This is a genomic window from Synechococcus sp. B60.1 (assembly GCF_047462555.1).
Lineage (GTDB): Bacteria > Cyanobacteriota > Cyanobacteriia > Thermostichales > Thermostichaceae > Thermostichus.
Genome location: NZ_JANSJN010000060.1, coordinates 1 through 18,073 on the forward strand (window position 1 = coordinate 1; position 18,073 = coordinate 18,073).

At 61.3% G+C, this 18,073-nt stretch carries 18 protein-coding genes and 1 tRNA gene; 4 read left to right on the forward strand and 15 right to left on the reverse strand.

What is annotated here, in order from left to right; all coding sequences use genetic code 11:
- Nucleotides 1-264: 264 nt before the first annotated feature.
- The 6 genes from gmk to NW863_RS08100 all read right to left on the reverse strand — a co-directional run bounded on the left by gmk (nt 265) and on the right by NW863_RS08100 (nt 6,281).
- Nucleotides 265-918 (reverse strand): guanylate kinase, encoded by a 654-nt coding sequence (gene gmk / locus NW863_RS08075; RefSeq protein ID WP_414365712.1) that lies wholly within the window; start codon nt 916-918, stop codon nt 265-267.
- Between the two features lie 94 nt (nt 919-1,012).
- Entirely contained in the window at nt 1,013-1,282 is a 270-nt protein-coding gene (gene remA, locus NW863_RS08080) for an extracellular matrix/biofilm regulator RemA (protein ID WP_414365713.1), read from the reverse strand.
- A gap of 388 nt (nt 1,283-1,670) precedes the next feature.
- Complete coding sequence (locus NW863_RS08085; protein ID WP_414365714.1) at nt 1,671-2,135, reverse strand: hypothetical protein; 465 nt, start codon at nt 2,133-2,135, stop codon at nt 1,671-1,673.
- A 313-nt stretch (nt 2,136-2,448) separates the two neighbouring features.
- Nucleotides 2,449-3,660 carry an acetate kinase gene (locus NW863_RS08090; protein WP_414365715.1) on the reverse strand — a complete coding sequence of 404 codons (1,212 nt, stop codon included), beginning with the start codon at nt 3,658-3,660 and terminating at the stop codon, nt 2,449-2,451.
- Nucleotides 3,661-3,718: 58 nt separating this feature from the next.
- Nucleotides 3,719-5,074 (reverse strand): FADH(2)-oxidizing methylenetetrahydrofolate--tRNA-(uracil(54)-C(5))-methyltransferase TrmFO, encoded by a 1,356-nt coding sequence (trmFO, locus tag NW863_RS08095; protein ID WP_414365716.1) that lies wholly within the window; start codon nt 5,072-5,074, stop codon nt 3,719-3,721.
- Between the two features lie 28 nt (nt 5,075-5,102).
- Entirely contained in the window at nt 5,103-6,281 is a 1,179-nt protein-coding gene (locus tag NW863_RS08100) for a TRC40/GET3/ArsA family transport-energizing ATPase (RefSeq protein ID WP_414365717.1), read from the reverse strand.
- A gap of 162 nt (nt 6,282-6,443) precedes the next feature.
- Here NW863_RS08100 and psbQ point away from each other — a divergent pair, with 162 nt between their 5' ends.
- Entirely contained in the window at nt 6,444-6,866 is a 423-nt protein-coding gene (gene psbQ, locus NW863_RS08105; RefSeq protein WP_414365718.1) for a photosystem II protein PsbQ, read from the forward strand.
- On the opposite strand, the gene coaD is transcribed toward psbQ, so the two are convergent.
- The 6 genes from coaD to NW863_RS08135 all read right to left on the reverse strand — a co-directional run bounded on the left by coaD (nt 6,855) and on the right by NW863_RS08135 (nt 11,270).
- Nucleotides 6,855-7,337, reverse strand: coding sequence for a pantetheine-phosphate adenylyltransferase (gene coaD, locus NW863_RS08110; RefSeq protein WP_414365719.1), 483 nt, complete (start codon nt 7,335-7,337; stop codon nt 6,855-6,857). The two genes, psbQ and coaD, sit on opposite strands and share 12 nt — an antisense overlap.
- Before the next feature lie 25 nt (nt 7,338-7,362).
- Nucleotides 7,363-7,698: a divalent-cation tolerance protein CutA gene (gene cutA, locus NW863_RS08115; RefSeq protein WP_414365720.1), complete on the reverse strand. Its 336-nt coding sequence runs from the start codon at nt 7,696-7,698 to the stop codon at nt 7,363-7,365.
- A 76-nt stretch (nt 7,699-7,774) separates the two neighbouring features.
- On the reverse strand, nt 7,775-8,785 hold the full coding sequence (gene galE, locus NW863_RS08120; RefSeq protein ID WP_414365721.1) for a UDP-glucose 4-epimerase GalE: 1,011 nt from the start codon (nt 8,783-8,785) through the stop codon (nt 7,775-7,777).
- 64 nt (nt 8,786-8,849) lie between these two features.
- Nucleotides 8,850-10,343, reverse strand: a complete 1,494-nt coding sequence (locus tag NW863_RS08125; protein WP_414365722.1) for a cobyric acid synthase — start codon at nt 10,341-10,343, stop codon at nt 8,850-8,852.
- A 211-nt stretch (nt 10,344-10,554) separates the two neighbouring features.
- Nucleotides 10,555-10,626 (reverse strand) — tRNA-Gln (locus tag NW863_RS08130).
- Between the two features lie 29 nt (nt 10,627-10,655).
- The gene (locus NW863_RS08135) at nt 10,656-11,270 is read right to left on the reverse strand and encodes an FHA domain-containing protein (protein WP_414365723.1); all 615 of its coding nucleotides are present in this window, start codon (nt 11,268-11,270) and stop codon (nt 10,656-10,658) included.
- A 281-nt stretch (nt 11,271-11,551) separates the two neighbouring features.
- On the opposite strand from NW863_RS08135, the gene NW863_RS08140 reads away from it, so the two are divergent.
- The 3 genes from NW863_RS08140 (at nt 11,552) to NW863_RS08150 (ending at nt 14,362) form a co-directional block, all read left to right on the forward strand.
- Nucleotides 11,552-12,403 carry an inositol monophosphatase family protein gene (locus NW863_RS08140; RefSeq protein ID WP_414333754.1) on the forward strand — a complete coding sequence of 284 codons (852 nt, stop codon included), beginning with the start codon at nt 11,552-11,554 and terminating at the stop codon, nt 12,401-12,403.
- An 82-nt stretch (nt 12,404-12,485) separates the two neighbouring features.
- A complete protein-coding gene (locus NW863_RS08145) occupies nt 12,486-13,382 on the forward strand; it encodes an ABC transporter substrate-binding protein (protein ID WP_414365724.1) in 897 nt (298 codons plus the stop codon).
- On the forward strand, nt 13,340-14,362 hold the full coding sequence (locus NW863_RS08150) for a DnaJ domain-containing protein (RefSeq protein WP_414365725.1): 1,023 nt from the start codon (nt 13,340-13,342) through the stop codon (nt 14,360-14,362). The genes NW863_RS08145 and NW863_RS08150 overlap by 43 nt, the downstream gene beginning before the upstream one ends.
- 12 nt (nt 14,363-14,374) lie before the next feature.
- On the opposite strand, the gene NW863_RS08155 is transcribed toward NW863_RS08150, so the two are convergent.
- The 3 genes from NW863_RS08155 to NW863_RS08165 all read right to left on the reverse strand — a co-directional run bounded on the left by NW863_RS08155 (nt 14,375) and on the right by NW863_RS08165 (nt 17,749).
- Nucleotides 14,375-15,970, reverse strand: coding sequence for a type II CAAX prenyl endopeptidase Rce1 family protein (locus tag NW863_RS08155; protein WP_414365726.1), 1,596 nt, complete (start codon nt 15,968-15,970; stop codon nt 14,375-14,377).
- Nucleotides 15,971-16,033: 63 nt separating this feature from the next.
- A complete protein-coding gene (gene trmB / locus NW863_RS08160; RefSeq protein WP_414365727.1) occupies nt 16,034-16,774 on the reverse strand; it encodes a tRNA (guanosine(46)-N7)-methyltransferase TrmB in 741 nt (246 codons plus the stop codon).
- Nucleotides 16,775-16,828: 54 nt separating this feature from the next.
- Nucleotides 16,829-17,749: an L-lactate dehydrogenase gene (locus NW863_RS08165; RefSeq protein ID WP_414365728.1), complete on the reverse strand. Its 921-nt coding sequence runs from the start codon at nt 17,747-17,749 to the stop codon at nt 16,829-16,831.
- Nucleotides 17,750-18,073 lie beyond the last annotated feature (324 nt).

The following is an 18,073-nucleotide window of genomic DNA, read 5'->3' on the forward strand; positions in this document are numbered from 1 at the left end:
ACTGGCTCAGCAGATACTTCCTCTTCAGATTCACCCCCCCTACCCTGTCTTGGTGAAGCCTGAACAGGAGTTTCCGCACCTGAGAAGCCGGCTGCCGATGCTCTCGGCAACAGTTACCGTGTGGCTACTTGCACCCGTGGCGTTTCTAGAGCCAATTCAGTGCTATGCGAGCACTTGGCGTGGATGCCAAGCCTCATGCCTCCAATTTTTAGCTAAAAAAAGACGCGAGCTCTCGGGAAAAAAGCGCGTGGAGTCGCAGAGCCCCTAGGATTGCCCCTTCCTTGGAGAGGGAGGATAAAGCAAGGCTTCCAACTCCTGCAGAGCTTGCTCTAGATTGTCGTTGACGATCACGTAGTCGAATTCGTCTTTGGCATCCAATTCTTTGCGAGCCTGTTGCAGACGGCGTTGGATGCTGGCTTCAGAGTCTTGTCCGCGTTCGCGAATGCGGCGTTCGAGCTCTTCTAGCGAAGGAGGAGACAGGAAGATGCGAATGGCATCGGGGCACTGTTGTCTTACCTGACGGGCCCCGGCCAGTTCAATTTCCAGCAGCACATCCTGACCCTGGCTGAGTTTTTTGAACACGATCTCGCGGGGAGTGCCGTAAAAGTTACCTGCGTACTGGGCCCATTCCAACAACTCATCGGCTTCAATCAGGTTGAGGAACTCCTCGCGAGTGCGGAAGTAGTAGTTGACGCCTTCCTGTTCCCCAGGGCGGGGGGGGCGGGTGGTTACTGAGACGGAAAAGTACAGCTCGGGGTGGCGCTGGCGCAGTTGGCTGACCAGGGTGCCTTTGCCCACCCCACTTGGCCCTGTCAAAACCACCAGGCGACCGCGAGTGGCAGGAGGCCGAGGGGCTTCCTGTTGCTGCAGGCACTCAGGGGGAGTTAGCGAGGAGAGCGTAGTGGGAGAAACTGCCATAGGCGGAGAGCGACAAAGGACGGCTGGACAGTTGGCTTGTTTGGTTTGTTTTAGGATATCTCACTCTCGGCCTCGCAGGCTGCTTGTGAGGCTTTTACTCAGGTTCCTCCGTCAGCCCAACCTTGGCGGTGAGGAAGCGGTTGGCAACGGTTTCGGGCTGAATGGCCGAGAGGATGACGTGCCCGGAATCGGTGATGATTACGGCGCGGGTGCGGCGACCGTAGGTCGCGTCCACCAACTGGCCTCTTTCGCGGGCGTCGCTAATGATGCGTTTGATGGGAGCTGACTCAGGACTGACAATGGCGATAACACGCCCGGCGGCGACGATATTGCCAAAGCCGATGTTGATTAGGCGAGTATCCATGGGTGGTGAGCCAATCTAGCGCCTGTCCGGCCAGCAGCCTTCATTAAGGTAGCAAGTCAAACTGCCGCTCAGCATTGACCGGCAAGGCCCTGACCTGTAAAGGTTTCTGCCGGATCGGCAAGTCCTCTCGAGGTTGGGTGGGCTCTCAGTTGGTGGAGCTTGGCCAGGACTGGAGAGGCTTTTCCATGCTTTGCGGCCCTCAGCCTTTTCCCCCAAGAAAGTCCAGGTATTGGCCAGCAAGCCGTTCTATGGCTACTGGAAATGGCTTTGTCCTCAGAGTAGCAAAGCCTCGTCAACGTCTGCGATGGCGAGGAGACCCCTTGCGTTGGCAGATTCTCTGCGGCGTTTTGCTTGGCAACTGCTGAAGGCCCTATTCTGCTTTTGAGCTTCAGAGCAGGCCGTTAAAGGTAAAGCTGCCGCTGCCCAGCCGCTCCTGGCGATCGAAAACGCTGATGGTGAGTTGATGGGATCCCGTCTGGGTAACGGTAAAGCGGTTCTGCGTCAGGGTAAGCCCTGTTACCGTACAGGCGGTGGCTCCGACAAAGCAGCCGGGCAATTGGGAAGCGTCGAAAGCCCCCAGGGTGACAAAGTTACCCAGCGGGGTGGTGACGGCAGCCAAGAAAGCGTTGGATCCGCGGATCCCGGCAGGGGCCTCGACGCGGAAGGAGACCACAAAGGTGGGGGTTTGCCCTACGGAGACGGTGCGTGGCGAGAGATCGGTGATGGTGAGGGAGGGAGGCGGTATCGGCGTCGGCAGGGGGGTGCTGCCGGTCATCTCCCCACATCCTGCCAAACCGACGCCTAGGAGCAACAGCAGAGGGATCCCTCTGCGCAAGCGCTGTGCAGACTGCATAGTTGCCCGTGACTTTGAAATGGGCCTGGTTTCGAGTTTAACCGCTGGGGGTGCGGGGGTGGATAAGCCCCGCCCTGTAAGAGTCAGGGCCGGGGGTAGGAGGAAGGGACTACACGATTTGAAGCGTTCGCAGAGCGTGGCGTAAGCGATTGAAGCCGGCCCTCCATGCATTATCAGGAGTGCAAGAGGAGGTCACGGCATCCCTCAGCCCCTCTCTTGGGGAGCAGATCTCCTACCCACGGCCTTGGCCCCATAGTCGGGGGAGGGTCTTACGGAGCCAGTTGTTGACAAGGAGAAAACCTGCCTAGAATGCCTATTCCCCTTGCAACAGTTTTTGGCAGGCGGTGGCAATGGCCCAGTCTTCCTGCGCGGAGATAACCAGCACTCGCACTGGCGCATCAGAGGTGCTGATGTCGCAGTTGCGCGGGGATCCAGCATTGAGAACTGGGTCGATTTGAATCCCCAAAAAGCCCAGGTTGGCACAGGCTGCTGCCCGTACTGGCGCGGCGTTTTCCCCGATGCCGCCCGAGAAGACCAACGCATCCAGCCGATCCAAGCTCATGAGCATGGCCCCAATCTGGCTGCGCAGGCGGTGGACAAAGAGGTTAAAGGCCAGCTCGGCGCGGGCATGGCCTGCCTGCATGGCTTCCAAGATAACTCGCATGTCGCTGCTGAGGCCGGACACGCCCTTCAAGCCGGATTCCCGGTTCAAGATGCGGTCAAGCTCCTCCACGTCCATGCCCCGGCGCAACTGATGGATCAAAATCCCCGGATCCACCGAGCCGGAGCGGGATCCCATCATCAAGCCCTCTAGGGGGGTATAGCCCATGGTAGTGTCGACACTGCGGCCCCCGCGAATGGCTGCCAGAGAACAGCCATTGCCCAAGTGACAGGTGATGAGCCGCAACTCCTCTAGAGGCCGGTTCAAGATCTCGGCGGCGCGGCGGGCGCAGTGCTCGTGGTTGATGCCGTGAAAACCATAGCGGCGGATCCCCTGCTCGGCCCAGGCGTAGGGAAGGGGATAGAGGGCGGCTGCCGGGGGCATCTGCTGGTGGAAGGCGGTGTCGAAAACGGCCACCTGCGGGATCCCGGGCAACAGCCGGCGCAGGAGGCGAATGCCCTCAAGAGCAGCAGGGTTGTGGGCTGGGGCCAGGGGGCTTAGCTGTTCGATGGCTTCTTCCACCTCGGGCGTGATCACGGTGGGCTGGTGGTAGAGGGATCCCCCATGCACCACCCGGTGGCCGATGGCGTTGATCTCCGTTGCCCCTGCCAGCAGGGATCCCTCGCCTTGCCAGAGGCTTTGGAAGAGAGGAGCCAAATCGCCAATGCCGGCTGGGGGGGAAGGGGGGCGAAAAGGCTCCCAGGGGCCATCCTGCCGCCGCGTTTGGATGAGCGCCTTGCCAGGTTGGTAGGCAAAGTCCACCTGCGCCTGCCAGAGGGGGGTGGTCTCCACCTTGCCTTCAACAGTTGCAAAGAGAGAGACTTTGAGGCTGCTGGAGCCGGCGTTGAGAACCAGGATAGGCACGGGATCCCTCCTTTAGGTTTCAGGCTAGCTGGCCATTGGCTTGGGGAGGGTAGGGAACTCAGGCCGTTTGCGCTTGGCGCACTAGCCCCGTTGCCGCCAGCGCAGCCAAGGCGCGATCCCGGTAACGACCGTAGCGCTCTTGTTTACTGCGAACCTTCTGCCCCTCCAGCTCCGGCAGGAGGCCAAAATTGGCTGGCATGGGCTGGAAGTACTTGGGATTGGCGCTGCTGATGAACTGAAATAGGGATCCCATCATTGTCTCTGGGGGCAGCGTGATCAAAGGCAGCCCCAGGGCCAGGCGGGCGGCGTTCTGCCCGGCCAGCCACCCTCCCGCCACAGCGCAGGCGTAGCCCTCGGTGCCCACCAACTGGCCGGCAGCAAACAGGGTTGGCCGGCGGCGAAATTGCAACGTAGGCAGCAAAAGCCGCGGCGAGTTCAAAAAGGTATTGCGGTGCATGACGCCAAAGCGGACAAACTCCGCCGCTTCCAAGCCGGGAATGAGGCGAAAGACCCGCTGCTGTTCTCCCCACTTCAAATTGGTTTGAAAGCCCACCAAGTTCCACAGCTTGCCTGCTTTGTCCTCCTGGCGGAGCTGCACCACCGCATAGGGCCGGGTTCCCGTGCGCGGATCCACCAGCCCCACCGGCTTCAAGGGACCAAAGCGGAGAGTATCTTTGCCGCGGCGGGCCATTTCTTCAATGGGCAGGCAGCCTTCGAAAAACTTGCGCTCCTCTTTTTCAAAATCCTTGAGGGGCACCTGTTCTGCCTCCACCAGCGCCTGCCAGAAGCGCTCGTACTCCGCCTCCGTCATGGGGCAGTTGAGGTAGGCCGCTTCCCCTCTGTCGTAGCGGGAGGCCTGAAACACCACTGCCCGGTTAAGGGAATCCCCAGTAACAATGGGGCTGGAAGCGTCAAAAAAACTTAGGTATTCCAGGCCCGTGAAGGCTTGCAGCGCCTTGGCTAGGGGCTCACTGGTCAGCGGGCCGGTGCAGAGAACGGCTATCCCTTCCGGGATCTCGGTTACCTCTTCCCGACGCAGGGTGATGAGGGGGTGGTTGGCAATGGCCTCCGTCAGGGCCTGGCTAAAGCGAGCCCGATCCACGGCCAGGGCTCCCCCGGCTGGCACGGCGTGGCGATCAGCGGTGGCGATAACCAGGGATCCCAGTTGGCGCAGCTCCTCCTTGAGCAGCCCTGCCGCCCGATCGCTGGCTAGGGCCCCAAAGGAATTGCTGCACACCAGCTCTCCCAGTTGATCGGTGTGGTGGGCTGGGCTTTGCCGCACAGGGCGCATCTCCGAGAGGATGACGGGCACCCCCAACTGGGCAATTTGCCAGGCGGCCTCCGTCCCTGCCAGCCCTCCGCCCACCACATGGATGGGAGCCAGGGTTAGCGAGGGGTTTGGGGAGTGGTGCATCGCAGCCTCCAGGGAAAAGGATCCCAGCTCAAGCAGCAAAATGAATGCGCAGGTAGTCCTCTTCCATTTTGGCCCGCGCCGGCTTCATGGCGGCCAGGGTTTGAGGCAACACCAGGTTGCGGCGGTGGTTGCCAATGCGGATGTTGAGCTCGTCGCCGGTTTTGCTTAACTCCACCTGCTCTTTCGGGACCCCGGGCAAGTAGAGATCCAGGCGGTACTGGCCGTTGTCGGTAACCACCTGTATCGTCTGCTCGGCATAGAAAACCTCGGCCGGGTTGCGATCCCCCCACAGGTCTTTTTTCAGGCGGGCCAGGGCCTCCCACCCCACCAGCTCCTCTGGGTAAAGCGGGATCTCCACCACAGGCAGAGGGGCAAAGTTCTCGTGGATCTCCCGGCGATATCTCTGTTGAGCGGCTTTCCAGGCAGCAAAGTAGGGATCCACCACCCCTTCCGGCAAAATACGGTTGGCGATCACTAGGTCGGTGGCGACGCCGTAGAGGCTGAGGTAGGCATGCGCCCGCAGCGACTCCTTGATCACCATCTTCTCTGGGTTGGTGACCAGGCGCACGGAAGTGATGCCGTTGTCGGTGAGGATGCGCTCCAGCCGCTCGATCTTTTGGTAGAACTCGTAGGGGGCATCCAGCACCTGGTCATCCGGCAGGGGGATCCCTGTTAGCCCTTTAACAATGGGCTCGGCGATGGGACGCAGGACCCGCGCCAACCCCTGCAGAGGTTTGTAAAACTTGCGCATGTACCACCCGGAAACATCGGGCAGGCTCAAAAGGCGCAAGGCCGTGCCGGTGGGAGCGGAGTCAATGATTAGCACATCAAACTTACCCTCGTCGTAGTGGCGGTTAACCCGCACCAGGGCAAAGATCTCGTCCATCCCCGGCAGCACTGCCAGCTCCTGCGCCTGCACGCCGTCCAGCCCGCGGGCCTGCAGCACCTGCGTGATGTAGGTCTTGACGGATCCCCAGTTCAGCTCCAGCTCCTGCAGGGCGTCCAGCTCTGCTCCCCAGAGGTTGGGCTTGACCTCCACCGGCTCGTGGCCCAAGGGCTGGTCGAAACTGTCGGCTAAGGAGTGGGCTGGATCAGTGCTCAGAACCAGGGTCTTTAGGCCTAGCTCAGCACAACGCCAGCCGGTTGCCGCTGCCACGGAGGTCTTGCCAACCCCACCCTTGCCGGTCATGAGGATGATGCGTTGCATCAGAGCACCATTTACATTCTTTTACAAGACTAGATTAACCGATTTCCTGTCCTCTCCCAGGAGGGCGAAGAGCCCAAGGTGCAGTCAACAGGTACACTATTGGTTGCCGAGAAAGTGATGACTGAGACATCGAGCCTGTTGGAGGCAGGCGGGAGGTAGAGAATGATGCGTCGTTGGCAAAGCGTGTTGCTGGTTGCCATTCTGACGTTGGGGCTGTGGCTGGGATCCCTTCCTGTCCAGGCGGCTGCCGCCTTGCCCCGAGAGCTGCAACAACTGGAGCAACAGGTGGAGCGGCTGCAGAGCCTGGTAGACGCCGAGGACTGGCTGGAGATCCGCTCCTACATTCATGGGCCGATGGGCATGACCCGTAAGACCTTGAACGGCCTAGCATCCACCCTGCCAGACAAGCAAAAGCGAGAGATGCTGCGCCTGGCCAAAGAAATGGGCCGCGGCTTGGAGCAACTGGACTTTGCCGCCAAAGCCTACGACCAGCCGGAGGTGGAGGTGGCCCAGGCCAAGGTGAGAAAGACGTTGCAAGAGCTGAAGGCCCTGTTTTCGCAGGCAGGGATCCCTTCATCCAGTTAAGGGAAAACGCTCCCGCAGATCTTGAACCACCGGTGGGGGCACCAGGTGATCGATGGGACCGCCTAGCTTGGCCACCTCCTTGACCAGGCTGCTGCTGACGAAGCTGTGTTCGCTGGCGGTGGCGAGGAAGAGGGTTTCCAGCTCGGGGGCCAGCAGCTTGTTGGTGTGGGCCATCTGCAGTTCCACGTCAAAGTCGGACAAGACGCGCAAGCCGCGCACGATAACTTTTGCCCCCCGTTGGCGGGCGTAAGCCACCGTCAGGCCGGAAAAAGTATCGACTTCAACGTTTTTCAGGTGGGCGGTGGAGAGGCTAATCTGCGACTGCCGCTGCTCCGGGCTGAACAGAGGGGTTTTGTTGGGGTTTTTCAAGACGGCGACGATCACCTTGGAAAATAGGCGGCTGGCCCGCTCGATGATATCGAGGTGCCCAAGGGTGATCGGGTCAAAGCTGCCGGGATAGAGGGCGATCATGGTTCAAGGGGGGTACTGCTTTTCCTTACCCTACCTGCTCTCGGGCCCAAGCCAAATAGGTTGTACTGACGTGGCTAGCTGGGATAGCCAGGATCTCCGGCTCTTGGTAGGGGTGGAGCTCCCGCAGCCGCTGCTCCAGGCGGGGATAAGCAGTAGAGGGCAATTTGAGCAACAGCAAAAATTCGGCTTCCCTCTGCAGGGATCCCTGCCAGCGGTAATAGGAGGTTATCGGTGGCAGCACCTGGGCACAGGCCACGTAGCGCTCGGCCACTAGAGTGTGGGCCAAACGATGGGCGTCGGCCTCGGATCCTACCGTGGTCATGACAACCACAAGGGTGTTTGGGGCGATCTGGCTGTCCATGGGAAGCCGGGAAATGGGCAGGGGGCGATCTCCCCTGATCGTACTGCTGGATCCTCGGATCGCCATCCCAGTTGGGTCAGGCCCCCCGGAGCAGAGGTGTGGCCTTGGCAAAATAGGGCCGCTTTTGGTGCCAGCGCCAAGCTGTCTGCACGATCTCGGCCAAGTCGGCATAGCGGGGCTGCCAGTTGAGATCCCGCTGGATGGCCGCGGCATCGCCCACCAGGCAGGGGGGATCCCCCGGTCGGCGGGCCCCAATTTGCGCCGGGATCTGTCTTCCGGTTACCGCTGCTGCCGCGGCGATCACCTCCTGGACGGAGAAGCCCTGGCCATTGCCCAGGTTGTAGGCTGCCTGCACAGGCCGGCCAGACGCCAGCGCTTCTAAGGCCAACACATGAGCCTGCGCCAGGTCGGCGACATGGATGTAGTCGCGGATACAGGTACCATCAGGGGTGTTGTAGTCATCGCCAAAAACGGTGATGTGGGGGCGTTGGCCAGCGGCGACTTCCAGCACCAAGGGGATGAGGTGGGTTTCGGGGTCATGGGCTTCGCCGATTTCTCCGTCGGGATCGGCGCCGGCGGCGTTGAAGTAGCGCAGGCTGATAAACCGGATCCCGTGGGCGGCCTGGAAGTCCCGCAGCATCTGCTCCACCATGAGTTTGCTCTGTCCGTAGGGGTTGATGGGGCGCTGGGGGTGGGTTTCCGGGATGGGGATCTGCTCCGGCACGCCGTAGGTGGCGCAGGTGCTGGAGAACACCAGGTAGGGGATCCCGTGATCCCGCATGGCCTCTAGTAGAGTTAGGGATCCGGCCACGTTGTTGCGGTAGTATTTGCCCGGATCCTTGACCGACTCGCCCACGTAGGCGTAGGCGGCAAAGTGAATCACCCCTTCAGGGCGGTACTGGCGGATAACCTGATCCAGCCGCTCCCGATCGGCAATGTCGCCAATTGCCAAAGGCCCCCAGCGAACAGCCCAGGGGTGACCGTAAACCAGGTTGTCGTAGACAATGGGCAGGTGGCCGTGGGCTGCCAGGGCTTTGCAGGTGTGGCTGCCGATATAGCCCGCGCCGCCTGTAACCAGAAGCCGCATAGGCCAGAGGAGAAGGCAGTTTCCGTCCAGAATACATTCTTGCAGACCTTGGCAATTCCCCGGCCTATTCCAGGAGGTGCTGCAAATCCAGATGAGGCCGCCAGGCCTCTGCCAGACGATCCAGCAGTTCTTCCCGTTGCTGGGCGTAGTGGCCGTCCAACTCCGGCAAGGGATCCCAGCCTTTTTGTCGGCGCAGCCAGTTGAGCCAGTGGCGCCGCCAGCGGTGGTTGTCGAAGAGGCCGTGTAGATAGCTGCCCCAGACTCGGCCGGTGGGATCCCGCCAACCCAGGCCTTCTTGCTCGAAGATTGGCAGGCAGCTAGAGGAATCGGCCTGGGTGGATCCCTGATGAATTTCATACCCCTGGACGGGGGCAGGGGTGGGCCAGCAGATTTGTGTCTGCACCTGCTGGGTAACCTTGGTGGGTTGCAAGACGGTAGTCAGCGGTAGGAAGCCCAGCCCGGGGTAGGTGCCGGCAACTCCCTCTAGGCCGGCGGGATCGGCGATGGTTTGCCCCAACATCTGCAGCCCGCCGCAGATGCCAACAATGTGGCCGCAATAGTGGCGCAGTTGGTCAGCCAAGCCGCTCTGACGCAGCACAAGCAGATCCTTGAGGGTAGTCTTGCTGCCGGGTAGGATGACCACATCCGCGGATCCCAGGCTTTGGCCGGGGTGAACCCAGCGCAGATGGACGCTAGGCTCCGCCAGCAAGGGGTCGAAATCGGAGAAATTGGCCACCTGGGGCAGGCGAACCACCGCGATCTCCAAACAGTCTTTCCCCAAAGCTTGGCGCCGGGGGCGGCGATCTTCCCAGAGTTGCGGGCCGGCCTCAAGGCCCATTGAATCCTCTTGCGGCAGCACCCAATCCAGCCAGGGCAGAACCCCCACCACCGGCATCCCGGTATAGCTCTCCAGCCAATCCAGGCCAGGCTGCAACAGCTCCCGCGCGCCGCGAAACTTGTTGATGACAATACCGCGGATCAGGGCCCGCTCTGCCGGCTCCAGCAATTGCAGCGTGCCCACCACGTGGGCCAGCGCCCCGCCCCGGTCGATGTCGGCCACCAGCCAAGTGGGGGATCCCAGATGGAGGGCAACCCGCATGTTGGCCAGATCCCGGTGTTTGAGGTTGACCTCTGCCGGGCTGCCTGCCCCCTCGCAGATAATCCACTCGTACTGCTGTTGCAAACGGGCCAGGGCTGTTTTCACCGCCTCCCAGGCTGGCGCAAACCAGCGCTCGTAGTACTCCCTGGCGCGACAGGTATCTACTGCCACGCCGTTCAAGACGATCTGGGAAGTCAGGTTGCCCTGGGGTTTGAGCAAAATCGGATTCATCTCCACCGCGGGCGGGATCCCGGCGGCCCAAGCTTGCAGAGCCTGCGCATAGGCAATCTCTTTGCCCTCCGGGGTGACGTAGGCGTTGAGGGACATGTTCTGGGCCTTGAAAGGGGCAACCTTCTTCCCCGCCTTTTTCAGGAGGCGACAGAGGGCAGCTACCAAAAGGGTTTTGCCTACGTGGGAAGAAGTCCCCACCACCATTAAGGATCGGCAGGCACCGCTCATCTGGATCCCTTTCCCTCGCTTGCCGGTTGTCCACCTTCTCCCCTAAGCCGGCCACGCCGGGTCGGTGGATACCTCTCCCGCAGCTAAAGCCGCTGCCCAGCTGACCCAAAAAGCACAACCCTCCGCCGGCCCACCACTTCCCAGCCCTGGGAAGGAGGTCAGGCCAGAAGACCCTCTCTCGTTTCGCGGGCAGGCTCGGCGCAACTTAAGACTGGGGCAGATGGATTCGAACCACCGAATGGCGGGACCAAAACCCGCTGCCTTACCGCTTGGCGATGCCCCAATTCACGGTGATTAACTGGCTTAACTAATCTAACGATGCAGCTTTGGATCTGTCAACGGGCTACGGCGACCTCCTGGATTGTCGAGAACGGAGTTGGATCCCTGCTGGGATCCTTTGCTGAGATCAGAGTTGACCTCAAAAGGGTTGGGCAGATGGGGAATGCGGGCCACCTCGAAGAAGTAGGCGCGGATCTCCGGCCCAAAGTAGATAACATCGCCACTCCTCAAGTAATGGGTAGCTACCCGCGTACCGTTGACGAACACCCCGTTGGTGCTGGACTGCCCCTTGCGGTTGCCGTCGACTAGACAATACGTAAACCCTGTGCGATTGGACTTGGTGGGCACTCGCACCAAATAGGCGTGGCGGCGGGAGACGAAGCGGTTGACGATCTGGATGGCATTCGAGGGATCCCGGCCAACCGTGTAAATGCTTTCCCGCAGGATGTAGCTGCAGGGCCGCACAGGATGGCAGACGGACAGGGTAAACTCCGGGTGAGACAACGGCTGCTCAGGGACTTGGTCGAACAGATCCAACGGCAGGTCAAAGCCCTGGCTGGAAAGAGAACTCCCCTCGCTCACCTCTGTGATGGAGGTCAAAAAGTCGTCGTAGCTCTGTGGCAACAGCGTTTCCTCCTCGACGCTCAACCGTATGCCCGGCAGCCTAGCTCTTCAAGTCTAAGCCCTTAAACCTTAGAGTTCCTCAAAATCCTACCCTTCCTACCCTTTCCAATTGGCCTCGGCAGGCTGTCGGAAAACCCACAAGCCTTATGTACTCTACTATACACCACAGGCGGTTTTGGAGATACTCCATTTCTCCAAAAATGGGAGCTCAGGTTGGGCCTGCTCCTGTTGTCAGGGATCCCTTGGGAGCCACAGCCTTGGCCGCGGGCGGGCTATTCTGGGTAGCAGGTTTGTAGCCTTGAGGTGTGGGTGTGACGGAGGCCCTGTTGCGTCGGTTGGATGTGGCCACAGAGGCGGCTCTGGAGGCAGGGGCTTTGCTGCGCAGTTACGTGGGGGGCAACCTTGCCATTGAGGAGAAACGCCCGGGCGACCTGGTGACGACAGCGGATCGCGCTTCCGAGGAGCTGATCATAAAAATCTTGAGGCGGCACTTCCCCGAAGACGTGATCTTGACGGAAGAATCCGGCCAGCAGGGATCCCCGCAGGGCACCTACGCCTGGATGATCGATCCCCTCGATGGCACCACCAACTTTGCCCACGGCTATCCCTTTGCTGCCGTTTCTATTGGTCTGCTGGAGGGGCGGGAGCCGGTGCTAGGAGTGGTCTGCGACATCTTTCGCGGGGATCTCTTTCGCGCTGTGCAGGGGATGGGAGCCACCCGCAACCGCCAGCCCATCCGCGTCTCCTCTACTACCGAACTCTCCCGCAGCCTCTTGGTAACCGGCTTTGCCTATGACCGGCGCGAAACCCCGGACAACAACTACGCTGAGTTCTGCCACTTCACCCACCTCACCCAGGGAGTGCGCCGGGGCGGATCGGCTGCCCTGGACTTGGCCTACGTGGCCACCGGCCAGTTGGACGGCTATTGGGAGCGAGGTCTCTCCCCCTGGGACATTGCCGCTGGGATTGTCTTGGTGCGAGAGGCCGGCGGCAAGGTCACTGCCTACGATGGCAGCCCGGTGGATGTGTACAGTGGCCGCCTGCTGGCCAGCAACGGCTGGTTACACGCTGCTCTTCAGGAAGAACTGGCCCAGGTCAGCCCCCTGCCGGTCTCCTTCCCCATGCGGCGGCCTCGAGAGCGAAACGGCCAAAGATAAAGATGAGGTAAAGTTCAGGCAAAAATTGGGTAAGCTTTACGCACAGGCCCTTATGGCTCCTTCCCAAGGTCAGAGAGATAGCTTGGCCGGGAAAACACTTCGGCGTTGTTGCTGGGCGGCAGGATTTGGCCTGGCGCTTCTCTTGGGGATCCCGGCCTACCCTCAGCCTGCCCCAAAGCCAGCCCCAGCCGTCCCTGCAGTCGAGCGAGCCCAGCCCCCCGATTCCCGTTGGGCCGAAATTCAGGCGCGGGGGCGCATCCGGGTTGGCCTGGATCCCAGCCTGGGCCCGGCTTACCTCTACACCGACCTAGAGCGGCAAACCTACGCCGGCTTCGAGTGGGAGATCCTGGAGGCGCTTGCCCAGACGCTGCAGGTGCAGGTGGAGCCCGTCTACGTGGCTTGGAGTCAGCAGTTGGCGGCTTTGCAAGCGGATGAGGTGGATCTCATTTGGGGGGCACGGGAAGCTTTGGGCTTGGATCCGCAGCAATTTCTAGCCACCCGGCCCTACTACCTCAGCCCGCAGCGCTTGGTGGTACGGGATCCGGGGCCAGGGGAAACTCCCATTGAGGCGCTGTCGCAATTATTTGGCCGCAAAGTGGGCATTGTAGTGAACAGTACGGGAGCAGCTCTGTTGGAGGCGTACAACGAGAGGCGGGGCAACGCCATTCGTCTTTTTGCCACCAGCAACCCGGAGCGCCTGTTTGCTCAGCTCCAGGCCGGCCAGTTGGATGCCGTACTTGTCGATCAGCCTGTTGCCGCCCTGAGCCTGCGCCAGGCGGGATCCCGGCTGCGCCTGGCGGGGCCGCCTCTGTTCCCGATTCCTCTGGTGGGCGTGGTATCCTCGCAGCATCCTTCCCTGAAGGAAGCCGTGGATGGGGCAATCGCAATCCTGACCGAGAACGGAACTTTGCAACGCATCTTGGAGAAGTGGCAACTATGGGATCCAACTCTGATGTCCCCCGCCTCAGCCGAGGACTAGCCCGCTACGAGACGGACCATTTCGCCATCTTGGGCGTACCCCTCACCGCCGACTCCAAGGGGATCCGGCGCGGCTACTTGCAGGCGGCCAAGGCCCTGCACCCGGATCGGTTTGTCGGGGATCCGGAAGGGGCAGAGCGGGCCAACGTCCTCTTTGCCAAGCTGGTCAGCCCAGCCAACGAGGTGCTGGCCAAGGAGCGGGAACGGTCAGAATACGAGACTGTGCTCAAGCTGCGCGTTCAACGCCTGCTGGAGTCGCCGCCCCCCGATCTGTGGCCCACTGGAGAAGCCGTCAAAGGCCTGGCCGAGTGTGCCGATTGGCAGGAAGAATACGTCCGGCGGGTGGAGAAGCTGGCCAAAGAGCAATACAGCTCCATGGCCACGCTGCTGGAGAAAACCGAGCAACTGAGTGAGCTAAACCTAGCCTATTTACTGCTCAAGGCCGGCTACAAGGGAATCCCGACTCCTGCCGCCAGAACCACCACCCTGACTGGGATCCCAACCCCTTCCCCCAGCCGCACCACCTTGGGTGGGATCCCGACCGGCTCCCCCGTTCCGTCTCCTACTGCCCCGCCCACCCCGCCCCCAACTCCGCAACTCAGCCCCGCTGAGACTCGCTTCCTGCAGGCGCTGGACATGATCGAGCGCAAGCAGTACCGGGTTGCCATTCAGTACTTGAACTTTGCCATTAGCGCCCAGCCCAACGTGGCCCGCTACTATCTGCACCGGGGTATCGCCCACCTCAAGCAGGGCAACGCTGGTATGGCCAAAGCCGACTTCCTGCAGGCCAGCCGCCTTGAGCCGGGCAACGCCGAGTTGATGGCGGAGGTGCGCCGCTGGTTGCAGCAGGTCACCACCCAGCAGCCGGTTCCTGTCCCCTCGGCCAGCCGCCAGACCTCCCAGGCCCAGAAAATCGTGCCACCGCCGCGCAAAGAAGACAACAGCGGCTTCTGGAGCCGCCTCTTCGGCAAGAAAAAGTAAGCCCAACTCCCCTCAGGAAGCGTCCCCCAGCACCAGTAGCGTGACCAGGGATCCCGTATTCCAGAGGCTGTGCAGCAGGATGGGGGCCAACAGGTTGCGGCTGTGGCTGTACACCACCCCCAGCACCACCCCTAGCATGGTCAGCGGCAGCAGATCGGAAAGGTTGAGGTGGGCAAGGGCAAAAGTGAAGGCACTGAGCAAGATGGCTGCCCCCATCGGCAAGTAGCGGCTCAGCGTAGGCAGCCAAAAGCCCCGGAACAGCACCTCCTCAAAAACGGGGGCACAGACAGACACCACGGCCAAAAACAGCAAGCGCGCCCCCCAGCCGTGGCTGTCCAGCAGCAGCGGCAAGATGGGGTTCCCACCCCCTGCTTGGGGCAGCAGCAACTGCGACAGCGCCGCTGCCAGCACCACCAAAGGTAGGGCCACCCAGTAGCCGCATAGGCCCCAAAGCGGCCAAGGGCCCCACAGCCGCACCTGCAACGCCTTCTGCCAACCGGGATAGAGCCGGAGAAGCCGGTACAACAGGGCTGCCCCCAGCAGAGCGCCGGCGTTGTAGGTGAGAAACAGGGTCACCGCCTGATGCCAAGGGCTGAGCCGTTGTGCCCCCAAACCCAGCAGGACCGTGTAAAGGCGGGGCACCAGCGCATTGAGGAGAATAAACCCCAAAAACCAGCCGGTCAACACCGCCTGCGCCCCGATCCCCGGCCAAGGCACCTCCCACGGCGGGCCCACAAGAGGACGTTGGCGCCAGAAGCTCCAGCCCAGCCAACCCAACAGGAGGATTAGCCCCAGCAGCGCCCCCAGCACGGGGATCCCGCCCACCACCGTCAGCCGAAACAGAGCTGCCAAGGCCAATTTTTCCTGCTCCTGGTTGAGGGCATTGAGGCTGTCGCTGCGCTGTTGCAGCCGGTAGAGCTGTTGCAAGGCCACTGCCTCAAACCAGCCGTCTAGGTGGTTGCGGATCTGCACCTCAGCCTCGGGCAGAATGCGCCGTGGCGTTCCCCACAGCCCTTGTAAAACCTGTGCCACCCCCTTCTGGCCGGATTCCAGCTCCAAGGGACGTTCTGGATCGACTATCTGCTGCCACTGCTGCTGGGCCGCCTCCAGATCCTTCTGGTAAGCGTAGAGCAAGCCCAGGCGTAGCCGCAGGGCGTCCAGCTCTGCCTGCAGATCCTGGGCAGAGGCCAGCAGGACGGGATCCACTGCCGGCGCTTGGGCCGGCCCCACTTCATCCGACATCCTAGCCAACTCGGGTTCGCCCACTGTTTCCAGCCGCGCCACCCGTTTTAGCCGCTTCAGGCGTTCGGCGTAGTTGTCGGCCACCTGCCGGTAGCGATTGTTGGCCAGCTCGAAAACGTTCCGCCCTAGCAGAGCCTGCGCCAGATCCTGATAGCGGGGATCATCTAAGGTGCGGGCAGCCTGCAGGGCGAGATGGGTTTGCAACAGATCCAACTGCGTTTGGGGCGGCGGCTGAAACCAACTGCTGGAAAGTGAAAGCCCGACAATCAAAAGGGCCAATAGGCTCAGCAGGTTGAGGATCCCACGGCGAACAGAAAGCCAAGCGGAAAAGGGATCGACAGAGGCCGTGGCTTCAGAGGGAGACATGGCAGCAACAGAGGCAACTCCAGCGGGTTATATCCTAGCTTCTATTGGCTTTAGCCGGAGGGGTCAGCGGCGCTCTAGCCAATACCGGTAGATGGGCAGCCCCAACTGCAGGCACTGCCACTCCCGCTCGGTAGGAATACCAAAGGGGTTGTCATCGATGGGCCCCTGGCAGGGATCCCAAAACTGCGGATGCTCTAGGAAACGAGCAACCATCTCCTCGGCAATTTCCTGCACGTCCGACTGCAAAAAAACAGGGCTGCCCGGTTGCAGCAGCAGGGCCAGATCCGCCACCAGTTGGGGCTGGACGATCCGCCGTTTGTGATGGCGCTTTTTGAACCAGGGATCCGGAAATTGGATGGTAACCCGGCTGAGATCTCCAGGGGCAAATAGATGGCGCAGGGAGACGTTGATGTTGGCAAAGAGGAAATGGACGTTATCTAGCCCCAGCTCGTCCCGCCAAGCATTGGCCCGCTCCACCAGCGGCTGCCGAATCTCCACGCCCAAAAAGTTCCAATCCGGCTGTTCCTGGGCCAGGCGCAGCAGAAAGCGTCCGCTCCCGCTGCCGATATCCAAGTGAAAGGGTTGCCCCAGCCGCCGGTACACCCGTTCCCAGTGGGGTGGAGAAGCAGGCTGCTGGTATTGCGCCTGCAGAGGGTTGACATGTTGCCGCAGCCGCTGGCCGAGACCCTTCTGCAGCGGGATCCCTGCCCAAGGCGGTGCAAGGCAGCCTTTCTCAGGTTGGGCTTGCTGCGCCCGTTGCCCCTCTGCTTCCCCAGACCACCTTCTGCTGCCGGTTCCAGCCATAGCGAACCCAACGCCGCCTCCCACAGCCTGGATCAAAAGCAAAGAGAATCTAAGCTACCACTGAATGCTGTCAATGACTTGCCGCAAGATGTGGGCCGAGCGGTGCAATTGCTGTTGCTCGCTCTCGGTGAGGGACATGACCAGCGTGCGCTCCACCCCTTGCCGACCGACCACTCTCGGCAAACTAAGGCAGACCTCCGGCAGACCATACTCCCCCTGGGTGAGGCTGCTCACGGTTAAAACGCGCCGCTGATCCCGTACCAGGGCCTGGACAATTTGCGTCACCCCCAGACCAATGGCATAGCTGGTGGCCCCTTTGCGGCGGATGATCTCATAGGCGGCATTGCGCACCTGCTCGAAGATGTCGCCCAAATGGGCGGGATCCCACTCCGGCGAGAGCTCGCCAATCGGCGTGCCGGCAATGTTCACCTTGCTCCAGACGGCCACCTCGCTATCCCCATGTTCGCCGATGATGTAGGCGTGCAGGCTGCGCGGATCCACCCCCAGCCGCTGGGCCAAAAGATAGCGAAAGCGGGCCGTATCCAACACCGTGCCCGACCCCAACACCTGCCCCGCCGGCAGCCCCGATAACTTCAGGGAAACATAGGTCATGATATCGACGGGGTTGCTCACCACCAGGAAAATGGCGCTGGGGCAATGCTCCATCAAGGCCGGGATCAGGCTTTTGAAAATCTCAACGTTGCGGTGAACCAAATCCAAGCGGGTTTCTCCAGGCCGCTGCTTGGCTCCCGCCGTCACAATCACGACGTCTGAGCCGGCGCAATCGGCCAGCTCTCCCGCCCAGATCCGCGTCGGCTCCACAAAAGGGATCCCGTGCACCAGATCCATCACTTCCCCTTCCAGCTTGGCCCGGTCGATGTCGTGAAGAACCAGCTCATCGAGGGTGTTCTGGATCACCATCGCGTAGGCGCAGGCCATGCCCACCTGACCGGCGCCGATGATGGATCCCTTCAAAAGGCGGCGAGAAGTCAGCCCACCGGCTTGCTGTTCAAAGCGTTGCTTGGGTTGATGCTCAGAAACGGTCATGGCTTCAGCCGCTGCACTTCCCTTCCCAGCTTAAGCCTGGCCAGGCGGAGAGAAAAATAGCAGCGGGACTATCGCTTCCCCCAGAGCAAGAAAAGCTGGAAGGGAAGAGAATTTCCGTCTTCCCGGTCGCCTCGGCGGCGCAGATCCCCAGGGGCAAAGTGACTTCGATTGGATTTAAATGCCGTAAAGGTTTTAACGTAAGGTGCGGAATTCCCTACCGTCTATACGGTGGGGATGGATAGCACCCTCTGA

Excerpts from the sequence above, each read along its gene's own strand:
- gmk (WP_414365712.1), bottom strand. The coding sequence starts at position 918 with ATGGCAGTTTCTCCCACTACGCTCTCCTCGCTAACTCCCCCTGAGTGC.
- remA (WP_414365713.1), bottom strand. The coding sequence starts at position 1,282 with ATGGATACTCGCCTAATCAACATCGGCTTTGGCAATATCGTCGCCGCC.
- NW863_RS08085 (WP_414365714.1), bottom strand. The coding sequence starts at position 2,135 with ATGCAGTCTGCACAGCGCTTGCGCAGAGGGATCCCTCTGCTGTTGCTC.
- trmFO (WP_414365716.1), bottom strand. The coding sequence starts at position 5,074 with ATGCACCACTCCCCAAACCCCTCGCTAACCCTGGCTCCCATCCATGTG.
- NW863_RS08100 (WP_414365717.1), bottom strand. The coding sequence starts at position 6,281 with ATGCAACGCATCATCCTCATGACCGGCAAGGGTGGGGTTGGCAAGACC.
- psbQ (WP_414365718.1), top strand. The coding sequence starts at position 6,444 with ATGATGCGTCGTTGGCAAAGCGTGTTGCTGGTTGCCATTCTGACGTTG.
- coaD (WP_414365719.1), bottom strand. The coding sequence starts at position 7,337 with ATGATCGCCCTCTATCCCGGCAGCTTTGACCCGATCACCCTTGGGCAC.
- cutA (WP_414365720.1), bottom strand. The coding sequence starts at position 7,698 with ATGGACAGCCAGATCGCCCCAAACACCCTTGTGGTTGTCATGACCACG.
- galE (WP_414365721.1), bottom strand. The coding sequence starts at position 8,785 with ATGCGGCTTCTGGTTACAGGCGGCGCGGGCTATATCGGCAGCCACACC.
- NW863_RS08125 (WP_414365722.1), bottom strand. The coding sequence starts at position 10,343 with ATGAGCGGTGCCTGCCGATCCTTAATGGTGGTGGGGACTTCTTCCCAC.
- NW863_RS08150 (WP_414365725.1), top strand. The coding sequence starts at position 13,340 with ATGGGATCCAACTCTGATGTCCCCCGCCTCAGCCGAGGACTAGCCCGC.
- NW863_RS08155 (WP_414365726.1), bottom strand. The coding sequence starts at position 15,970 with ATGTCTCCCTCTGAAGCCACGGCCTCTGTCGATCCCTTTTCCGCTTGG.
- trmB (WP_414365727.1), bottom strand. The coding sequence starts at position 16,774 with ATGGCTGGAACCGGCAGCAGAAGGTGGTCTGGGGAAGCAGAGGGGCAA.